The following is a 19,542-nucleotide window of genomic DNA, read 5'->3' as shown; positions in this document are numbered from 1 at the left end:
AATACTTACGGTTTATCTGATAGTTTACTAATGCTTATCATTCTATTTTCATTACATAATTTTATTGTTATAAGAATCTATACTTCAAAATATAAATTCATATAAAAGTGTATAGACATAAGTAACACAAACTAGTTCACTGCACATATTATTCTAAGTTATAAAAATATATTTATGGCTAAATTCCAGTAACTCACTCTATTCATATAATTGCAATCCTTAATGCCATATAAATTTTTTATACCAACAATACTAGTTGTTCGTCAGATATTTTGCTAACGCTTAGACCTCTTTTTTCTTTATTTTAAAAAAATTACAAGTTATTCTGAACAACGTTAAGAAAAATATCAATCGCCAATTTTCAATTATTATAACCTCTTAAATTACAATCCCACACCACACTTAATTTGTCACTTGACATTCACAACTTGTCACTAATTGAATTGGCTTACTAACGCTTATCATTCTAAGTTATAAAAATGTATTTATTGCTAAATTCCAGCAACTCACTTTATTCATATAATTGCAATTCTTAATGCTAGATAAGTCTTTTATACCAACAATACTAGTTGTTCGCCAGATATTTAATTTGTCACTGACTCAAGTTTATCTATAATAATTACATACAATAAAAATTCCAAATAATAAAAATGCAGTTCCATAACTAATAGATAAATAATCTTTTACGCAAGCCTCATCTATCCTATTGTTGTAATTTCCATAACTTTTTATATAACTTGTACCATGAAATTTAAAATAGTAATAATAATTAACACTCTCAATATATGATCCTATTATATTTAAATTTAAACATGGATCTTCTATTAAATTGCTTAAATAGTTCCCTTTAAAGCTTAATTTAAACTTCTTATTTCTAAAAATATATATTAAATAATATAGAATTTGAACCATAAGTGAAGGTACTGTTGTAACTATTTTAAAGATAATATTAATAAGTTTATAATTTGAAACTTCATTAATATTATAAATAAGAAAGTATGCTATTCCAGCATAATTACTTTTGAAAACTAATATTAGTAAAAAAGGTGTAACAAATCCACAAAGTAAACCCTTAGTCATTAATGCTAGTGATTCATAAAATTTTATTTTTTCTTTTAATTTTAATGTTTTTCGTTCGCTATTACTTATATCTACTATTAAAAATGCCACTAATAAATTAATAATTTCATTATATTTGGTTTTATATAAAAAAGGAAAGTATAATAATATTATAATTCCTAAATAAATACTTTCTCTTATAAAATAACTTGATATAATCTTTGTTAGTGTGTTGTCAATAGCTTCAAACACCCTTTTCCTATCAAACTTCCATAACAAAAGACTCAACAAGCATCCAAACAAATATCCTTCACCCATAACTTAACATTCCCCCTTATCCATAATGTGCTATTGTTAAATTATATGCTTAGAAAGATATTTATATTAAAAAGATAGTTTTTTAGTGACAAGTTTATAGTTACACTTTGCAAGTTAAAGTTAAAAACCATAGGTTTTCTTAAAAAGATTTCATCTTTCATTGTAAAATTTAAATTTTTTTATCCCTGATTTTATCATTATTTTGAAATTACATATTCACTTATTAGCTTTTATGAACAAGTGAATATGAAATTACTTAACCTGTCACTGATTAAAACTCTATAATTTAATATGAAAAGAGGCTATGCCCTTTTTTAGTGACAAGTTAAAAGTGACAAGTGACAAATTGATGTTGAAAATCACAGATTTTCTTTAATTATATTTTTTTATTTTTAAAATCTTCCTAAGAAGATTTATCCTTCACTCTCAACTCTCAACCTTCAATTCTCAACTAAAAATCTATATATTTTAATAGTTATCAAAGTTATCCACAGATTTGAAATTTTATAATATCCTATAAAGCAAAAAAGTGATTAAGCACCATGAAAGTACTCAACCACTTTTAATACTCTAAATATTAAATTATTTACCTCTTAGATTATTTACCATTCCCCACATTTCATCAGCTGTTTTAATTCCTTTTGAGCTTAATTGAAATGCTCTTTGTGTCATTATTAAATCACTAAATTCTTTACTTGCATCAACATTTGATCCTTCTAAAAGACCTTGATGTATAAGTGAATTTTCAACCTGATGAACCTGTGCACCATCTACTGGCATATATAAACTTTCTCCAACTGATAACATAGCATTAGAGCCTATACTATCAAATAAAGGTATCTTCCCTACTTTAACAGTCTCACCATTTTGATTTGTGAATACATTTCCTGTTTTATCAACCAGTAAATTTTCCTTAGTAAATTTCACATTATCTTCTGAGAAACCTTGATCAAACTGTATATCAAGCTTATTACCTCTACTATCTACTATAGTACCATTAACATCTATTATAAATGCTCCACTTCTTGTATAAGCATATTGTCCATCTGGAGTTGTAACTCTATAATAACCATTTCCCTCTATAGCTAAGTCTGATGGGTTCTTAGTATCCAATAGAACACCCTGGCTATTATCTCTATACCATGAATCTGCCCTTACTCCAGTTCCCGTATAAGGATCTTGAGCCCTTGATGGATTATTAGTAATTGGATAACCTGTTCTATTTAAAGTTTCACTCATTAGCGATTTAAACGAAACATCAACCCTTTTATATCCATCTGTTTGCATATTAGCTAAATTATTAGATATAGCATCTAACTTATCTTGATTTGCAACCATTCCACTTGTACTATTCCAAAGAATTCTTAGCATAATTTTACTCCTTTAATCTATCTTACTACTCCAACTTCATTAACAGCTTTACCTAAAGATTCATCTATCATCTGGACCATCTTTTGATTTGTTTCAAACTGTCTCATTGTAGTCATCATATTAACCATTTCACTTACAGTATTTACATTAGAAGCTTCTAATGAATTTTGATTAACCATAAAATTTTGGCTTAGTGTAGCATTTTGTCCTGAATAAAGGTTATCTCCAACTTTCTTTAAACTATCATAGTTTTCAAAGTCTGAAATAGCAAATTTATATGTATTATTACCATTTATAGCTATATTTCCACTCTTATCTACACTTAATTTACCATCCCCAACATATATAGGCTGTTGTTGGCCATTAGCTCCAATTCCTAAGACTCTATAACCATCTTTACTTGTAAGATATCCTTGAAGATCTACATGAAATCCTCCATCTCTTGTATAGTATGTAGAGCCATTTTGACCTTGAACTGTAAAGAATCCTCTACCATATAAACCAAAATCAGTAGCACTATTAGTATCTACTAAAGTTCCTTGAGTAAAATAGCTTAAAGTCTCATCTATTTTTGACCCTAAGCTTATTGTACCCAAAGTATTTTTTTGATTCTTATTTAACACCTTTTTATCATAGTTTGATAGAAGTACATCTTCAAATTTCTTTACTGCTAAATTCTCTGATTTATATCCTGTGGTATTGGCATTAGCTAAGTTACTAGTTATTATATCCTGTTTAGCTTCTTGGGTTATAAGGCCTGATACAGCTGTATATAGTGATCTAATCATTTCCATTCACCTCCTTTTTATCCTTGTTTATAACCTTAAATTCTGAAGGATAATCCATTCCTAAATTTCTCGCTTTATTTTCAATTTCCTCTTGGTTTAATGTCATTGAAAATTTATAGCTAATCATAAATAATGTTCCTATAATAATTCCTATACCTATTCCAAATAAAACTTTTCTATCCATAAATACTTTTAGGCTTTGTTTTAATTTTCCAATAATTTTCTTATTAATAAAAGCTCACCCTTTCCTATGTTAAGTTCCTTACATACGTCATCATCACTTAATCCATTATGTAAAAGTTCCATTACTTGTCTACTTTTATCACCCTTAATTTCATTCATGGTAATATCATCTTTTGTATTCTCAACATTAACTTGGGTAGGCTTTATAGTTTTATATTCGTCCACTTTAACTAACTCTTTAATATCTTCAATATCTTTTTGAAGCTCAAGTATAGTTTCTGCAATCTCTCTTCTTAGCTCTATTACCTTGACTTCCACATCAGATATATTATTTTCCTTCTCTTTTAACACTTCACTAAAATTCAAATTTTTATTTTTTTCATTTTTTATAGATTTTACATTAAGTATTATTAATGCAACCCCTATTCCAAGTAATAAAATAGGCATGTTTTTCCCGCTCCTAATCATATTTAAGCTTTTTAATAGCTTTCTTCAAATTAATTATAGCTCTTGAATGTATTTGACAAACCCTTGATTCTGAAACTTCAAGTATTTTACCTATTTCTTTTAACGTAAGTTCCTCATAGTAATATAAGCTTACTACCAACTTATCTTTTTCATTTAACAGGTCTATTGCCTTTACTAGAATCTCTAGTTCTTCTTTTTCCTCCATAGCCTTTTCGGGGCTAGGACTATTTCTATCCTCAATAGTTGTTATCAATGTCATATCCTCATCATTTGAGAATATTAAGTCTTCTAGTGAAGCTACAGATATATAGTTTATATACTTTTCTACTTCTGTAACATCTCCTAGTGATACTCCTAGTGCTTTAGCGATTTCCTCATTATTGGGTTCTCTCATTAAGGACTTTTGTAGACCTTCTACAGCCTCATTATATCTGTTTAATTTATCCATTGCTCCCTTTGAAATAGGACTTATTCTTCTTATTTCATCAATCATAGACCCTCTAATTCTTATAGATGCATAAGTTGAAAATTTCATTCCCTTCTCTTCATCAAACTTACTTAGTGCATCCATAAGCCCTAGCATGCCATATCCCACAAGATCATCAAATTCTATATATTTAGTTTTCCCAATTATAACTCTAGAAGCTATATACTTAACTAGGGGTATATACTTCTTTATTACTTGTTCTCTTAAATCTAAAGCACTAACAGTAGCCAACGTTACTCCTCCTTCAAAGCTAATTTCCTTTGTTTTCTCATAATATTAAATACATATTGTATTACTCTTTCTCTGCTTAATCCATCTATTTCCTCAAAGCTCACTCCATATAAAAATCTTCCATCTGTATCTTTTTCGATTCTTACAATTTTACCATTACCAACTATGTTAACTTCTTCATTTTTTATAAAAACTCTAATAATATCACCTTGACCTAATTTCTCTGCTGTTTTTAATCTTAGTCCGCCCCCACTTAAGTCAATTATTATTCCATTTTTCTTTTCACTATAGTCTCCGTCTTTTAAAACTTCATAATTTATATATTGAATAATTCCAACCCTTACAAAGTTTCTTCTTTGTATTTTTCTCCAGCTTTCTGGATGCTTAATAAATATTTGGTGAACCATTCCCTCTCTACTTCTACCTATTACTTCACTTGTAAAACCATAAAGAGAAAGATCATCATAATATACTAATTCTATTAAATCTCCCTTAGCTAAAGCTAAATATGATCCATTATGCATTGGTATTCCTATTGCTATATACTCCTCTGTAACATCTTGTACATCTGTTTTAAAAATCTCATCATTCCAGTACAAATCCAACTTCCCATTTACATCCATATCAATTCTCATCAAGTCTTACACCCCTCAAATGTTTTATGAAAATATATTAAAAATTTTCTTAAATACTTCTTTAAAGCCACTTCCAGTATTATTATTTTTAGTATTTCCAATTATTTTTTTTGCAATATATTTTATGTCTATACTTGCATGACAATTAGGATATCCTACTACAAAAGGTTTTTGTTCTCTAACAGACATTGTAACTTTTCTATCTTCCCATATTAGCCCTATAAGATCTATATCGACTTTTAAAAACCTTGTTACTGCTGATTTAAATTTATTAAATGTAAGATTACCCTCATTCTCATCCATTACTCTATTAACCACTAAACTTATTCTTGATTTTAAATTAAAATGACTTATTGCCTTAACTAAACTATATGCATCAGTCATGGATGTTGGCTCAGGTGTTGTTATAACTATTGTTTCATCTGCTGCTGCTATAAAAGCTAGAACACTTCTATTTATACCGGCCCCTGTATCCATTAATATATAATCTACATCATTGATTTCCTCTAGCTTTTTCAGAAAATATTTCCTTTTGCTTTCATCCAAATCCTCAACTCTATTGAGTCCTGTCCCTCCAGCTAAAAGCTTCACTCCATATAAGCCATCTTTTATTACATCATTTATTGACATTCCATTTAATATAACATCAAACACATTGTAATCACTTACTATCCCCATTAATATATCATCATTTCCCATACCTATATCAGCATCAAAAATCATTACTCTCTTCCCCATATTCTGAAGGCATATTGCTAAGTTAACAACTAAATTACTCTTACCAACTCCACCTTTTCCAGAGGTAACAGTGATCATTTTAGGCTTTGGTTTTTCTTCAATGCCTTGTGCCAATTTCCTTAAATTTTCCGCTTGATCTAACATACACTCTCTTCTCCTAGAATAAGCCTTACTAACTCTTCCTGATCAGGATTTTTTATGTCATCTGGTACACTTTGACCTGTTGTTATATAAGATATATTCTTATTGCTTTTGTTCGTTATACTAAGTATCGAGCCATAGCTTGAAGTCTCATCAAGTTTAGTTATTATTAAACTTGAATAATTTAAAGAGCTATATCCATTTAATATAGCTTCTATATCTTTACTCTTAGTAATAGAACTGATTACTAAAAATACATGTTTTTCTTCTATCTTATCTATAAATGATCTAAGCTCCGAGATTTGCATAATATTTTTACTACTTCTTCCTGTAGTATCAACCAAAATAACATCACAATTACTCATGGATTTTAATGCATCATCCATTTCTTTTGGTGTCATAACTACCTTAAAAGGAATATTTATAATTTCCCCATAGGTCTTAAGTTGCTCTACAGCTCCTATTCTATAAGTATCTATAGTTATAAGCCCTACTTTCTTTTTATCAACAAGAGAAAGCTTTCCTGCAAGTTTTGCTATAGTCGTAGTTTTCCCAACTCCTGTTGGTCCTACTAAAACCATAACTCCATTATTTGATGGAACATCTACATTTAACATTTCTCTTAATATTTCTTTTAATTTAAGTTCTCTATCCTCCCCCTCTTTAATCTCTTCTAATATTTTTTCCATGACACTTTTATCTATGTCTAAATCCATTAAATATTCTTTAAACTCCTGAAGTTTAATTTTTTCTTCACTTGGCTCATTCTTAGATATATTGGTAGCTAAAGATGTTACTAAATCTTTCATTTCTTTAACTTCCTTTAGTATGTATTCGCCATCATTAAAATTATCCCTTTTGTACTTAATATTCTCATTTTTTACAAATTGCTTAGAACTTTCTTCCACTTTTTCATTTCTCTCAATATTGCTTTTTGCAAATTCCATTGCTCTTTTTAAAGCTTCAAAACTTTTAGATGAAGGTTCTTCTTTAGGAGCTTCATTGTCAACACAAGCTGTTACTTCAAATACCTTCTTAGCAAATAAGCCTTTAAATCCAGGTCTTCTTATTTTTCTTTGGCTTAAAATAACTGCATCTTTTCCTAGTTCCTGTTTCATTTTAATCATGGCTTCATTCATGTTTCCGACTATAAACTTCTTAATAACCATTTTATATTGAAACAACTCCTTCAGTTCTTATTTCTACATCATTTGGTATCTCATTTAATGATAAAACCACTACATGAGGATATACCATTTCTATAAGTTTTTTAAATGCTGGCCTTATCTTAGGTGAAACAAGAAGCACTGGTGTATTATCATTAAAATACACTGTTTCTAAAACATTTCTAATTCCATTTAAAATTCTTCCTGTGGTGTCTGGATCAACTGCTGGGAATGTTCCATGAGGAGATTTTTGAAGATTATTTCCTACAATATCCTCTATATACCCATCTAAAGTAGCTACTACTATTGCATTTTCTTCATTAACTAAGTTATTGCATATAGTCCTTGCTAATGAGAACCTTACATATTCAGTAAGCAGTTCTACATCCTTTGTATTTCTTGAATTATCCGCTAAAGATTCTAGTATTGTAACCATATCTTTTATTGGAACTTTTTCTTTTAACAAGTTCTGTAATACCTTTTGAACCTCGCCTATAGTCATAAGGTCTGGTATAAGTTCTTCTACTACAGCTCCATATTTTTCTTTTACCGAATCTATTATTGTCTTAACCTCTTGTCTTCCAAGAAGCTCATAACAGTGTACTTTTATTGTTTCTGTTAAATGAGTAACCATTACCGTTGTTGGATCTACAACTGTATATCCTTTAATTTCAGCATCTTCCCTTTGATCATGATTTATCCAAAGAGCTGGAAGATTAAACGTAGGCTCTACAGTTTTTATACCCTGCATTTGAGCTTCTTCATTTGAAGGATCCATACAAAGTAGCATATTAGGCATAAGGTCTCCCTTTGCAACCATTGTTCCTCTTATCTTTATTACATAATCATTGTTTTTTATTTGCAAATTGTCTCTTATTCTTATAGGCTGTACAACTATTCCCATTTCAATTGCACATTGTCTTCTAACTGATGCAATTCTTTGTAATAAATCTCCCCCGCTACTATCATCAGCTAGAGGTATAAGTCCATAGCCTATTTCAACTTCCATAGGTTCTACATGTATTAAATTCATCACATTTTCTGGTTCCCTAGTTTCTGTTTCTATAATTTCAGCTTCTTCTCTTTCAATTTCCATACTAGCTTTTTCTTGTTCTTCTTTGAATAATGTATATGCAAAGAATGCCATTGCAGCTGATAAAATTAAAAACGGTACTGTTGGAAGTCCTGGTATTATTGCTAATGAAAATAATACTACTGAACCTAACGCAAAAACTATTGGAAACGCTGATAATTGACCTGTTAAGGCTGTTCCTAAATTATCGTTGTTTCCTGATCTAGTTACCAGTATACCTGAAGCTGTTGATATCAAAAGTGCAGGTATTTGGCCTACAAGTCCATCTCCAACTGTAAGTCTTACATATGTTGTTGCGGCCTGTCCTATATCCATTTTAAACATAGCAACACCAATAATTATTCCACCTAGTATGTTTATTATTGTTACAATAATTCCTGCTATAGCGTCTCCTTTTACAAACTTAGACGCACCATCCATCGCTCCATAAAAGTCAGCTTCTTTTTGAAGATTCGTTCTTCTTTCTTTAGCTTGCATTTCATCTATAAGACCTGCATTTAAATCTGCATCTATACTCATTTGTTTACCCGGCATAGCATCTAATGTAAATCTTGCTGATACCTCAGATACCCTACCAGCACCATTAGTAATAACTACAAATTGAATAATTACTATAATTAAGAAGATTATTATACCTACAACATAGTTGTTTCCTACAACGAAACTACCAAAGGCTTCTATTATGTCTCCCGCATATCTTTCTGATAATATAAGTCTTGTGGAAGAAACATTAAGGGCCAATCTAAATAATGTTGTTATAAGTAATAGTGTTGGAAACACTGAAAACTGCAATACTTCTGTTGTAAACATAGTAAGTAATATAATAACTACAGATATTGTTATATTTACAGCTAGAAGTATATCTAGAATCATAGGAGGCATAGGTATTATAATCATTAAAACAATAGCAATTACTAAAAATGCTACTAATATATCATATCTACCTTTTAAATTTATTTTACTTATTTTTCCTTCTGACAATATTATCACCCTTTAGCTTTTTTTCTTTTTCATCTTATAAACCACAGCTAGAACTTCTGCCACTGCAACATACATATCTTCTGGCACCTCTCTATCCAAATCAACCTTCTCATATATAAGCCTTGCTAGTGGTTTGTTTTCTATTATAGGTATTTCATGTTCTTTTGCTTTTTCTTTTATTCTTAAGGCTACATGATCAGCACCCTTTGCTATAACTTTAGGTGCTTCATTACCTCCTTCTTCATATTTCAATGCTATTGCAAGATGGGTTGGGTTTGTTATAATAACTGTAGCTTCTGGAACCGCCTGCATCATTCTTTTAGTTACCATTTCTCTTTGTTTTTGTCTTATTTTAGATTTTACTTGTGGATCTCCTTCTGCTTGTTTAAATTCTTCTTTTATCTCTTGTTTGGACATTCTCATTTCTTTCTTAAACTGCCTTATTTGGAATACAAAATCTATAATCGCTATAACTACAAGTACTAAAGTTACTTTAAAAAATATAGAAACTACTAAATCCATAGCCTTTGGCAAAACAGAATTAATATTAATATTAATGGTATCCATTATATTAATATAGTTACTTAGTATAAAGCTATAACCAATATATCCGACTATAGTAATTACAACCAAGTTTTTTGCTAAATCCATAACACTTTTCACTGAAAACATTTTTTTAAACCCGTTTATAGGATTTATTTTTGAAAATGATGGTTTTAATGGTTCTGTAGTTAGCATTAAACCTGTCTGTGCAACACTAGAAAAAACACCTACAACCATAATAGGTATAGCTATTGGTAAATAAACTTTTGCAAAATCAACTATAAACTTTAATAGTATTTTTTGTAAGTTCAAATAATTAATCTCATCATTAAGTATATTACTTAATGAAAATTGTAGTGATGTCAATGATTCTTGTATTATGTATGAATTTAAAGACATTAAAATTAATGTTATTGCTCCTAATGTAAATGCAACTGAAATTTCTTTACTTCTAGGTACCTGACCTTTTTTTCGTGCATCACTAAGCTTCTTTGGTGTTGCTTCTTCTGTTTTATCATTTGAAAATATAATTATTAGTGGTAATACCTTGTATATATTCTTAATTAGGTCTGGAAAACTTTCAATAACATATTGAATAGCATTTATTATCATAGGTAATGCAAATGTAAAAGCTGTAAGACCTACTAATATTTTTACAGGTAACCCTAAAATCATTACATTAAGTTGCGGTACTGTTCTAGAAACTAATCCTAAAACTAAGTCTGCTATTATAATTATCAATACGATTGGTATTGCTATTTTCAATCCTATACTAAAATACTTTATAAAATTCTCTATAACTGCCATTATGGTATCTTGAAATACTATGGAATTCCCCAGCTTTACCACATTAAAACTTTCTATTAAAGCTCTTATAAGTATGTGGTGACCATCTATTATAAAAAAAATCATAATCCCTACCCAAAACATTATTCTTTCCAATAATGTAGATGATTTCTTTGTATTTGGATCATAAGCTGATAACATAGATAGTCCTATTTGGAAATCCATAAAAGCTCCCGCCATTTGTATTATCTCAAATGCAAATATTGTAGATACTGCTAAAAAAAGTCCCGCCATGGTTTCATTTATTACAATTATAATAACATTATACCAATTGGCTAAGTCATTTAAGATTGAATAATCTATAGTTGGCACTACCATATAAGCAAGTATTAATGAAAAACCTACCTTTAAAGGTTTAGGTGTTCCTGTTGGAAAGAAAGCTGGCACTGTTAAGAAAAAAACTCCTAATCTTATGCTTATAAAAAATATAGCTAATAAATATAATGCCAAGATTTTCCCTCCTACTGAACTATATTAGATATTAATGTAAATATTCTTTCAGTGAATGCTACTAAATTGTTTAACATCCACCCTCCTGTTAATAAGCCTACTAATGCAACTGTTATAATTTTAGGAACAAATGTAAGTGTTTGCTCCTGAATTTGTGTTGTAGCTTGAAATATACTTATTATGAGACCTACTACAATTGCTGCTACTAATATCGGTGCAGCAACTAACATCCCTGTTGATATAGCATCCTTTAAAACTCCCATTACCATATGTTCACTCATAGTTTTTCTCCTATCACATAAAGCTTAATATCATTGATTTAACCAATAAATACCATCCATCTACCATTACAAATAGCAAAAGCTTAAACGGTAAAGATATCATAACTGGTGGAAGCATCATCATACCCATTGAAAGTAAAATACTTGCCACAACTAAGTCTATTAACATAAATGGTATGTATAGCAAAAATCCTATTTGGAATGCTGTTTTTAATTCACTTATTACAAATGATGGAACTACCACCCTTAATGGTACATTGTCCATTGTAATATTTTCATCCTTGTCCATACCTGCTGCTTCTAAAAACAGCTTAAGATCTTTTTGTCTTGTTTGCTTTAACATAAACTCTCTTAAGGGTTTAGACCCTTCCTCTATAGCATTTTCTTGTGAAACTGTTCCTTCCATATATGGCTTTAAAGCATTATTATTTATTTGTGTATATACTGGATGCATTATAAATATTGTTAAGAATAATGCTAATCCAACAAGTATCTGGTTAGGAATGGATTGTTGAACCCCTAAAGCACCCTTTAAAAATGATAAAACAACAGCTATTCTTGTGAAACTCGTCATCATTATAATAAATGAAGGAAGCAGTGTTAACATTGTTAACATTATAAGTAATTTTATATTACCTACATACTCTGTTGGTGAACTCTGTGATTTTCCGTCTATTGTTATATTAACCTTTGGAATATCTATATTATCTGGAGCTGCTTGTGCTATAAAGGTTAATCCACATGAAAACACAGCTACTAAAGCTATTATTAATAGCATTTTCTTCTTTTTACTCATTATTTTTATCTTCCTTTTATTTTTAATTTATCCTTAAATATCTTAATGAGCTTATCATAATTTTCACTGTTACTTTTTTCTTTATCCAATTTAGTATTTTCAATATTTAAAAGTTCCTCATTACTTAACTCTTTTAAAATACTTATATTATTAGGTGTAACAGATAAAACATATGCCTTTTCTCCCATCTTTGTTACTACTATAGATGATTCTTTTGATAATGATGTCTTATCTAATATTTTTACATATTTTTTATTTTGAATTGTTTTAAGTTTACCTTCTCCAAGTCTTAATACTAATACTAAGAGAAATATTACAAAACTTAGAGAAAGTATAACTTTAATAATTTCTAGGAATAAATTCATACTCTACACCTGCTTACTGTATAACGAAATCTGTAAAATAAATATTAGTAATTCTTCCTTCATTTAGTGTGGAGTTTATATTCTCCATTATTTCTTTTTTTAACGCTTCAATGCCTTTTGTGTCTAGTTCTTTAGACTGTTTACTCCTCAATGTTGAAATAGTAACATCTCTTAATACTGGAGCATTATTTGTTAATTCTTCTGTTAACCTTTTGTTTTCTGAATTATATCCTATACTAGGGTTTGCCTTAACATATCTTTTTCCACCCTCATCAGCTAAATTAACAACCATTTCATTTAGTGGAACCATAGCTTGTTTTATTTGTTTTTGCTGTGGTGCACTACTTTTCATATTTTGTATATAAAAATATCCTCCGACACCACCAATCGCTATTATCATTACTAATAGAATTATTATAATTGTTCCTGTTTTACTTTTTTTAACTTGAGTAGTTTCGGTAACTTCAGCTGCTGGTTTACTTGCTTTTTTTGCCTTCTTAGCACTCATTATTTTTTGTCCTCCTTCTCTGGCACAACTAATAAAATATTAACTCTTCTATTTTTTGCTTTATTCTCATCTGAATCATTGGCAACTATAGGTTTAAATTCTCCATATCCTGCTGCTGTAAATCTTACAGGATTTTGTCCTTTGTTTTCTATAAAGAACTTTACAACATTAACTGCTCTTGTAGTTGAAAGTTCCCAGTTACTTTTAAATATGTAATTATTTATAGGAACATTATCTGTATGTCCCTCTACTATTATGTTATTAGGTAAGGTTCCCATTAGTTCACTTATAGTTGATAACATAGGTAAACTATTGTCCTTAAGCTCCGCTTTTCCAGACTCAAATAATATGCTATCTTTTATTTGAAGGATAACCCCTCTTTCATCTTCCTTTATTTGAAGTTCCGCGTTAAGATCTTTCTCTTCAATAAATTCCTTTACCTGCTCATATACATCAAATACATCTTTACTTCCTTGTCCTTCAGAATCTCCATCAGTAGGAAGTTGTGCATTCTCTGTAACCTGAAAAACTGCATTTCCTGAACTACTTGAAAACATGCTTTGAAACTCTTTTGCTATGCCTTTAAGTTTTTGAGTATCTACTATTGAAGTTGTATATAGCAGTATAAAGAAAGTTAATAAAAGTGTTACTGTATCTGAATAGGTCGTTAGCCATTCATCTCCTGAAAGTCCACCATTATCTTTTTTCTTTCTTTTTCTAGCCATCTATGCTTACACCTTCTTCCTTTCCAAGTGATTTGTAGTGAGCTTTCTTTTCACCTGGAGCAAGATAACAAACAAGTTTTTCTTCAACAATTCTTGGATTAACTCCAGACTGTATAGAAAGTACCCCCTCAACAATCATGTCTTTTATAGCAAGCTCTTTTTCACTTTTAACCTTTAGTTTTTCTCCCATAGGATTTAGAACTAAGTTTGCAAGAAAGGCTCCATAGAAAGTAGTTATAAGTGCTACTGCCATACCTGAGGCAATTTTTGATTGATCATCCATGTCAACAAGCATATTTATAAGTCCTATTAAGGTACCTATCATACCAAAACCTGGTGCATATCCACCCCAAGCCTTAATCATTCCAGATCCAACATCATGTCTGTTTTCCATTTCTGATATTTCAAGTTCTAATATTTCTCTTATATTTTCTGGTTCAACACCATCTATAACCATTTGAAGTCCTTTTTTAAAGAATTCATCTTCAATTTGGCTAATTTCATCTTCAAGAGATAATAAACCTTCTCTTCTTGCTTTTCTTGATAACTGTGAAAATTTTGAAATAAGGTCACTTTTAGAAACATTAATTTCAAGAAAACACTGAACTATAACCTTTCCTATATTTTTAAATTCTTTCATTGGAAAGTTAATCATAACTGCTGCAAAGGATCCTAATATTGTTATAAGCACTGATCCAATGTCTATGAAACTTTTTAAAGTTCCTCCTGTAAGTATACCTCCAATTACAACAGCAACACCTGCAACTAGCCCTACTGTTGTTGCTATATCTAATTTTTTCATAAAAGTTTAGCCCCCTCCTTAGCCTTTAAAGTAAAAAATTTTATTTTTATATTCTATAATTCTTCTTATAACTTCTTCAGATTCTTCAATGACTATATATTTTTTACCATTTACTAAAGTTATTAAGGTTTCAGGAACATTTTCTATTTTTTCAATATGTTCTGCATTCAATATAAATTCCTTACCATTCATGGCCTTCAAATTAATCATTATAAATCCCACCTTATATTATTTAAGAGAATGGATAAGTTTAACCTATCCATCCTCATTTGTACAATGATTTTTAAGACTCTAATTTCTCTTTAAATTATCTCTTTAAGTTTATTATTTCTTGAAGTATTTCATCTCCAGTAGATATCATCTTACCACTAGCTTGGAATGCTCTTGTAGTAACTATCATATCTGTAAACTGTTCTGAAAGATCAACGTTTGACATTTCAAGCATACCTTGAAGCACAGCTCCATATCCTTTTGAGTTATCTGTTTTAGAATTTAATCCACTCCTTATAACAGGTGTACCTGAGTTTGGTGATGTTTGATAAAGGTTTCCACCACATTTTTCCATACCTGCTGGATTACTAAAAGATGCCATAGCAACTTGTCCAAGAACTGCTACATTACCATCCTCACGAACCCCCTTAATTACTCCATTTTTTTCTATTGAGAAAGATATTATTCTAACATCTACAATCTGTTCTGGGTCTAATGGTTTTCCATCCTTATCTAATTTTGGTGCCTTTATTTTTTCAGGTATTTTAAGTGTTCCCAATTGACTTTCATCGGCCTCTAAAGTTTTAGAATCAGCATCCATATAGTTTATTGTCCCATCTGCATTCATGCTTGATTTTCCTCCATCTTTCATAATATATCCAAGCACTCTATATCCATCAGATGTTACAAGGTTTCCCTCATGATCAACTCCAAAAGCCCCATCTCTTGAATAATATATTTCATGACTTGAAGCATCTTTTACTTCATGATCACCTATAATTATTTTATTTTTATCCCCATAAGCTTCAGGACCTCTCGCTACCATAAAGTATCCTTCTCCATCCACAGCAACATCATAAGGTCTTGATGTTGGTTGCATCATACCTTGAGTTACTAAAGTATCTATTCCTGCAAGCTTAACTCCAAGACCTATTTGTCTTGGGTTAACTCCTCCAAGATTAACACTTGGTCCTAAAGCTCTACCTTCACTTTGGCTTAAAACATCTTGAAATCTTGTTCTTTGAGATTTAAATGCAGTTGTTCCAACATTAGCAATATTATTACCTATAACGTCCATTTTTGTTTGATTAACCTTCATTCCACTAATACCAGCGTACATTGATCTTAACATAATATGTGTCCTCCTAAAATTTATTTTCATACTCTGTTTCCATCGTTCCACAGAGCTCCGGCTTCCTTTTCAGGTCCAGCCTATAAAACTACTACACTATCTATGTTTGTAAACACATTTTCCTTTGCACGTTCTCTTTCAACAGCAGTGATTATTGTTCTATTTTCAACACTAGCTATAAAGGCAACGTCTTTATATAAAAATACCGAATTCTTACATCCTTTTTCTTTTGCTTTATCAAATGCTTCTGTTAATTTTTTATTGTCCTCTTTTGTTAAGTTTAAATCCCTCATTCTTTGGGATGCATGTGCAGAAACCTTAAATCCATTGTCATTAATTTTGTCATTAAGTACATCTTTAAAAGATGTCGTACTCTTAGGTCTATTTACATTATCCTTATTAGAATAATTACTTTCTGGAAACTGACCTACAGAATATGGTTTTCCATTTATAAATCTAACCACAATTATTCCTCAATCTTTACAACTGAATTATATGGATACTTTTTGATTTCACCACTTTCTAATTTTACATTTATAAATATTCCACCACTTTCCTTAACAACACTAACAACTTTTCCCTTAACTGTTATTGGTGGTTTTGGTTCTTCTGGTTTCTCTGGATCTTTAGGATCTTCTGTCTCATCAGTTTTATTAGTTTCTTCAGTGCCACCTGTTTCTCCACCCTCTCCAGGCTTTTCTTCTTCATCGGGGATTTCTAACACAACATTTTTACCTATCATGGAAGTTGCTTGCATAAGAGCTGTATTTACATTTATATTATCCATATTATAATCTGGATTATCTATAATAGTAGCTACATCAGACATCATTGCAGGCATAATTTGAGCATTTCCCTTTTCATCGTATACCTCAATACCTAATACAATCTCTCCATTTTGTTCCTCTGATAATCTAACTATCCCTGTTATTGGATTTCCATTTGCATCTCCATATTTTAAACTTACACCTTTTCCTATCATAGATGTACCAGCAAGAGTTGTAGCTGATTTATTTAAATTTTGCATTTGTTCCATTGTTGCAAACTGAGCAAGTTGTGCAACATATGCTGACGGATCACTATTTTGACCTGTTGGATCTTGATTCCTCATTTGAGCTGCTAAGATTCTTAAAAATGCATTTTTATCTAAATCTCCACCTTGCTTAACTATTTTTGTACCTCTGTCAGTAGCTCTACCTTCATCTGCTGCTTTTTTTATCTGTTGTTTTTGTTTTTCTTCATCGGTTTTATTATCACTGTTATCTATTACTGCATTTTTATAAGGATTAACTGAATTAAGTGTATACATTGAATCCCCTCCTAAGCTAACATATTAACATTGTTATCTCTATAAATATCTTCAGCATCATCAATTAATAGTTCTTCTCCATTTTCCGAAGAATTCTCTCCATTATTGTATGAATTTTTTTTATTTCTTTCCTCATATCCTTGTCCTTCTTTAAATTCACCATAAGTAGTTGAATCTTGGAAATAAATATTTACTGAAATTTCTTGAACTCTAAATTCTTGTGCTAATAAATTGTTTTTTATCTCATTTAAATTTGAATTTAAAAGACCATAAGTGTCTTTATTTCCTGCTAGAATTTTAGCTTTCATTTCATTATTTTCTAGAGATAATCTTATTACTATTTCTCCTAAATCTTTAGGATTAATTTTGACTGTTAGCTCCTTAAGATTAGCTATTTCCATAAATTTTATGTTTTTAACTACATCCTCAGCCATAGTATTCTTATTAATCATTGTTGGCGCTGAAATATTCTCTGTTACCTGTGCCTCTGATAAAGAAAAATTCTTAACATCTCCAATTGCAATATTAGATAATGCTGTAGGTGCTTTTTCTTCAGATTTTTCAGAATTCATAGTTCCAAACATCATAGCTTTTGTATTCTTGTAAGAACTATCTTCTCCTAATAATCCATTAAGAAACTTTTCATCTTTGTTTAATAATTCATTATTTAAAGTAGAAGAAGTGTTTTTATCACTAGTATTTTCTAAATCTTTAGACATGTTATCAGTGTTGGTTTTTAACATATCTTTAAGTTGTTCTAAGTTCTTTTTATGAAAGCCTAAATCTTCTACTTTTGATGTTTTAGGTAATGTATCAACTTTATTTAAAACTTTTTCTATTAATTCTTTTACCTTATCATCAATTAAAGTTCCATCTTTATTTTCCTTCATAAGATTTAACAAATCTTGTAATTGTGAATTAAAACCCTTGCCTACTAAATTATTTTCTTCAACATTAGATGGTATTAATTTATTACTTATTAGTATTTCTTTAAGTTTTGATAAATCAATACTATTACCTTTTGTAAGTTCTTCAACCATCTCATTTAATTTATTTACATCTTCAGCTTTTATAGGCTTTTCATTATTTAACTTAGAATTGTTTAATAAAGATTGTAATAATTCAATCAATTCCTTATTAATATCTTTCTCTTTACAATCCTCACCAGATTCCAAATCAACATTATTATTTTCTTTAACATTTGTAGTATCTAAATCTTTTGTATCTTTTACGTTTTTAGACTTACTATTATCTGTTTTTATAGATTTATTCATAGTTGAAGTTCTATTATCATTATTAGCTTTATAACTACTTTTTTCTTCTGGTTTATTAAATTTATTTAATTCATCCTCAAAGCTTGACTTAAATGCTGATTTTCCACTTGTATCTGTAGAAGATTTTTTAGTAGCATTATTGGTTTTAGTATCCACATTGGAAAGTTTATTTATCATATCTATTGTTGCCACCATACTCTTTCTCACCTCCTTTCAAGTTTTCTTATGTAACTATATAATGCAAGTTCATCAATAAAATTTTGTTCTAATTTATCTTGCATTTTTATAAACTCATCTTTTCTTTTATCTTTTAAAATTTCAACTGTCTTTCTCTCAACTTGGGTAGTAATAAGCTCAATACGTCTTTCTTCAACTACCTCTTCTTTTTCTTTAAGTTCAACTTCCGTATCTCTTATTCTTATATTAAGTATATTTAGATAGTTGTTTTTAATTTTTTTCTCTATGATTGAGTCTTCACGCTTAGGCTCTCTATATTTAACATATTGATTTTTAAAATTATTTAAAGTATCTTCTGTTAACTTTTTTTCATTTTGAGCAGTCTGAAAAACAACTTTACATTGCTCTTCCTTATCCATTCTAATGTCTAACAGTTTTTGCAGTTTAAACTTAAAGCCTTTCAAA

23 protein-coding genes are annotated in these 19,542 nt (G+C 29.7%); all 23 read right to left on the bottom strand.

What is annotated here, in order from left to right; all coding sequences use genetic code 11:
- Window positions 1–606: 606 nt before the first annotated feature.
- The 23 genes from BM119_RS01285 to fliJ all read right to left on the bottom strand — a co-directional run bounded on the left by BM119_RS01285 (window position 607) and on the right by fliJ (window position 19,541).
- Window positions 607–1,377: a hypothetical protein gene (locus BM119_RS01285; protein WP_090038099.1), complete on the bottom strand. Its 771-nt coding sequence runs from the start codon at window positions 1,375–1,377 to the stop codon at window positions 607–609.
- 582 nt (window positions 1,378–1,959) lie between these two features.
- Window positions 1,960–2,748 carry a flagellar hook-basal body complex protein gene (locus tag BM119_RS01280; protein WP_090038096.1) on the bottom strand — a complete coding sequence of 263 codons (789 nt, stop codon included), beginning with the start codon at window positions 2,746–2,748 and terminating at the stop codon, window positions 1,960–1,962.
- A 17-nt stretch (window positions 2,749–2,765) separates the two neighbouring features.
- Complete coding sequence (locus BM119_RS01275) at window positions 2,766–3,536, bottom strand: flagellar hook-basal body complex protein (RefSeq protein ID WP_090038093.1); 771 nt, start codon at window positions 3,534–3,536, stop codon at window positions 2,766–2,768.
- Entirely contained in the window at window positions 3,529–3,720 is a 192-nt protein-coding gene (locus BM119_RS01270; protein WP_090038090.1) for a hypothetical protein, read from the bottom strand. The genes BM119_RS01275 and BM119_RS01270 overlap by 8 nt, the downstream gene beginning before the upstream one ends.
- 20 nt (window positions 3,721–3,740) lie before the next feature.
- Window positions 3,741–4,166: a DUF6115 domain-containing protein gene (locus BM119_RS01265; RefSeq protein WP_090038087.1), complete on the bottom strand. Its 426-nt coding sequence runs from the start codon at window positions 4,164–4,166 to the stop codon at window positions 3,741–3,743.
- 13 nt (window positions 4,167–4,179) lie between these two features.
- Window positions 4,180–4,905, bottom strand: coding sequence for a FliA/WhiG family RNA polymerase sigma factor (locus BM119_RS01260; protein WP_177199281.1), 726 nt, complete (start codon window positions 4,903–4,905; stop codon window positions 4,180–4,182).
- A gap of 2 nt (window positions 4,906–4,907) precedes the next feature.
- Window positions 4,908–5,540 (bottom strand): flagellar brake protein, encoded by a 633-nt coding sequence (locus BM119_RS01255; RefSeq protein WP_090038081.1) that lies wholly within the window; start codon window positions 5,538–5,540, stop codon window positions 4,908–4,910.
- A 24-nt stretch (window positions 5,541–5,564) separates the two neighbouring features.
- Entirely contained in the window at window positions 5,565–6,422 is an 858-nt protein-coding gene (locus BM119_RS01250) for a MinD/ParA family protein (protein WP_090038077.1), read from the bottom strand.
- Window positions 6,416–7,588 (bottom strand): flagellar biosynthesis GTPase FlhF, encoded by a 1,173-nt coding sequence (gene flhF / locus BM119_RS01245; protein WP_090038074.1) that lies wholly within the window; start codon window positions 7,586–7,588, stop codon window positions 6,416–6,418. Before flhF ends, BM119_RS01250 begins: the two co-directional genes overlap by 7 nt.
- A gap of 1 nt (window position 7,589) precedes the next feature.
- Entirely contained in the window at window positions 7,590–9,659 is a 2,070-nt protein-coding gene (flhA, locus tag BM119_RS01240) for a flagellar biosynthesis protein FlhA (protein WP_242948267.1), read from the bottom strand.
- Between the two features lie 12 nt (window positions 9,660–9,671).
- The gene (locus BM119_RS01235) at window positions 9,672–11,501 is read right to left on the bottom strand and encodes a fused FliR family export protein/FlhB family type III secretion system protein (protein ID WP_090038071.1); all 1,830 of its coding nucleotides are present in this window, start codon (window positions 11,499–11,501) and stop codon (window positions 9,672–9,674) included.
- Between the two features lie 8 nt (window positions 11,502–11,509).
- The gene (gene fliQ, locus BM119_RS01230; protein ID WP_090038067.1) at window positions 11,510–11,779 is read right to left on the bottom strand and encodes a flagellar biosynthesis protein FliQ; all 270 of its coding nucleotides are present in this window, start codon (window positions 11,777–11,779) and stop codon (window positions 11,510–11,512) included.
- 13 nt (window positions 11,780–11,792) lie between these two features.
- On the bottom strand, window positions 11,793–12,575 hold the full coding sequence (gene fliP, locus BM119_RS01225; protein WP_090038065.1) for a flagellar type III secretion system pore protein FliP: 783 nt from the start codon (window positions 12,573–12,575) through the stop codon (window positions 11,793–11,795).
- Window positions 12,576–12,580: 5 nt separating this feature from the next.
- On the bottom strand, window positions 12,581–12,940 hold the full coding sequence (gene fliO, locus BM119_RS01220; protein ID WP_090038063.1) for a flagellar biosynthetic protein FliO: 360 nt from the start codon (window positions 12,938–12,940) through the stop codon (window positions 12,581–12,583).
- 13 nt (window positions 12,941–12,953) lie between these two features.
- Window positions 12,954–13,448 (bottom strand): flagellar basal body-associated FliL family protein, encoded by a 495-nt coding sequence (locus BM119_RS01215; RefSeq protein WP_090038060.1) that lies wholly within the window; start codon window positions 13,446–13,448, stop codon window positions 12,954–12,956.
- Window positions 13,448–14,173, bottom strand: a complete 726-nt coding sequence (locus tag BM119_RS01210; protein WP_090038058.1) for a flagellar motor protein MotB — start codon at window positions 14,171–14,173, stop codon at window positions 13,448–13,450. The genes BM119_RS01215 and BM119_RS01210 overlap by 1 nt, the downstream gene beginning before the upstream one ends.
- Window positions 14,166–14,975, bottom strand: a complete 810-nt coding sequence (locus BM119_RS01205; RefSeq protein WP_090038055.1) for a motility protein A — start codon at window positions 14,973–14,975, stop codon at window positions 14,166–14,168. The genes BM119_RS01210 and BM119_RS01205 overlap by 8 nt, the downstream gene beginning before the upstream one ends.
- Before the next feature lie 18 nt (window positions 14,976–14,993).
- Window positions 14,994–15,185: a flagellar FlbD family protein gene (locus BM119_RS01200; protein ID WP_090038053.1), complete on the bottom strand. Its 192-nt coding sequence runs from the start codon at window positions 15,183–15,185 to the stop codon at window positions 14,994–14,996.
- A gap of 97 nt (window positions 15,186–15,282) precedes the next feature.
- Window positions 15,283–16,317 carry a flagellar hook-basal body complex protein gene (locus tag BM119_RS01195; RefSeq protein ID WP_090038050.1) on the bottom strand — a complete coding sequence of 345 codons (1,035 nt, stop codon included), beginning with the start codon at window positions 16,315–16,317 and terminating at the stop codon, window positions 15,283–15,285.
- Between the two features lie 80 nt (window positions 16,318–16,397).
- Window positions 16,398–16,781, bottom strand: a complete 384-nt coding sequence (locus tag BM119_RS01190; RefSeq protein ID WP_242948265.1) for a TIGR02530 family flagellar biosynthesis protein — start codon at window positions 16,779–16,781, stop codon at window positions 16,398–16,400.
- A gap of 2 nt (window positions 16,782–16,783) precedes the next feature.
- The gene (locus BM119_RS01185; protein WP_090038045.1) at window positions 16,784–17,626 is read right to left on the bottom strand and encodes a flagellar hook assembly protein FlgD; all 843 of its coding nucleotides are present in this window, start codon (window positions 17,624–17,626) and stop codon (window positions 16,784–16,786) included.
- 11 nt (window positions 17,627–17,637) lie between these two features.
- On the bottom strand, window positions 17,638–19,095 hold the full coding sequence (locus tag BM119_RS01180) for a flagellar hook-length control protein FliK (RefSeq protein WP_090038042.1): 1,458 nt from the start codon (window positions 19,093–19,095) through the stop codon (window positions 17,638–17,640).
- Between the two features lie 8 nt (window positions 19,096–19,103).
- On the bottom strand, window positions 19,104–19,541 hold the full coding sequence (gene fliJ / locus BM119_RS01175) for a flagellar export protein FliJ (RefSeq protein ID WP_090038038.1): 438 nt from the start codon (window positions 19,539–19,541) through the stop codon (window positions 19,104–19,106).
- Window position 19,542: the final 1 nt, after the last annotated feature.

Origin of the sequence: Clostridium frigidicarnis, from assembly GCF_900111985.1 — a bacterium.
Lineage (GTDB): Bacteria > Bacillota > Clostridia > Clostridiales > Clostridiaceae > Clostridium_Z > Clostridium_Z frigidicarnis.
The sequence above is the reverse complement of the archived record's forward strand: the minus strand, read 5'-3'. Positions and strand labels throughout refer to the sequence as shown.

Excerpts from the sequence above, each read along its gene's own strand:
- BM119_RS01285 (WP_090038099.1), bottom strand. The coding sequence starts at position 1,377 with ATGGGTGAAGGATATTTGTTTGGATGCTTGTTGAGTCTTTTGTTATGG.
- BM119_RS01280 (WP_090038096.1), bottom strand. The coding sequence starts at position 2,748 with ATGCTAAGAATTCTTTGGAATAGTACAAGTGGAATGGTTGCAAATCAA.
- BM119_RS01275 (WP_090038093.1), bottom strand. The coding sequence starts at position 3,536 with ATGATTAGATCACTATATACAGCTGTATCAGGCCTTATAACCCAAGAA.
- BM119_RS01270 (WP_090038090.1), bottom strand. The coding sequence starts at position 3,720 with ATGGATAGAAAAGTTTTATTTGGAATAGGTATAGGAATTATTATAGGA.
- BM119_RS01265 (WP_090038087.1), bottom strand. The coding sequence starts at position 4,166 with ATGCCTATTTTATTACTTGGAATAGGGGTTGCATTAATAATACTTAAT.
- BM119_RS01255 (WP_090038081.1), bottom strand. The coding sequence starts at position 5,540 with ATGAGAATTGATATGGATGTAAATGGGAAGTTGGATTTGTACTGGAAT.
- BM119_RS01250 (WP_090038077.1), bottom strand. The coding sequence starts at position 6,422 with ATGTTAGATCAAGCGGAAAATTTAAGGAAATTGGCACAAGGCATTGAA.
- flhF (WP_090038074.1), bottom strand. The coding sequence starts at position 7,588 with ATGGTTATTAAGAAGTTTATAGTCGGAAACATGAATGAAGCCATGATT.
- fliQ (WP_090038067.1), bottom strand. The coding sequence starts at position 11,779 with ATGAGTGAACATATGGTAATGGGAGTTTTAAAGGATGCTATATCAACA.
- fliP (WP_090038065.1), bottom strand. The coding sequence starts at position 12,575 with ATGAGTAAAAAGAAGAAAATGCTATTAATAATAGCTTTAGTAGCTGTG.
- fliO (WP_090038063.1), bottom strand. The coding sequence starts at position 12,940 with ATGAATTTATTCCTAGAAATTATTAAAGTTATACTTTCTCTAAGTTTT.
- BM119_RS01215 (WP_090038060.1), bottom strand. The coding sequence starts at position 13,448 with ATGAGTGCTAAGAAGGCAAAAAAAGCAAGTAAACCAGCAGCTGAAGTT.
- BM119_RS01210 (WP_090038058.1), bottom strand. The coding sequence starts at position 14,173 with ATGGCTAGAAAAAGAAAGAAAAAAGATAATGGTGGACTTTCAGGAGAT.
- BM119_RS01205 (WP_090038055.1), bottom strand. The coding sequence starts at position 14,975 with ATGAAAAAATTAGATATAGCAACAACAGTAGGGCTAGTTGCAGGTGTT.
- BM119_RS01200 (WP_090038053.1), bottom strand. The coding sequence starts at position 15,185 with ATGATTAATTTGAAGGCCATGAATGGTAAGGAATTTATATTGAATGCA.
- BM119_RS01195 (WP_090038050.1), bottom strand. The coding sequence starts at position 16,317 with ATGTTAAGATCAATGTACGCTGGTATTAGTGGAATGAAGGTTAATCAA.
- BM119_RS01185 (WP_090038045.1), bottom strand. The coding sequence starts at position 17,626 with ATGTATACACTTAATTCAGTTAATCCTTATAAAAATGCAGTAATAGAT.
- BM119_RS01180 (WP_090038042.1), bottom strand. The coding sequence starts at position 19,095 with ATGGTGGCAACAATAGATATGATAAATAAACTTTCCAATGTGGATACT.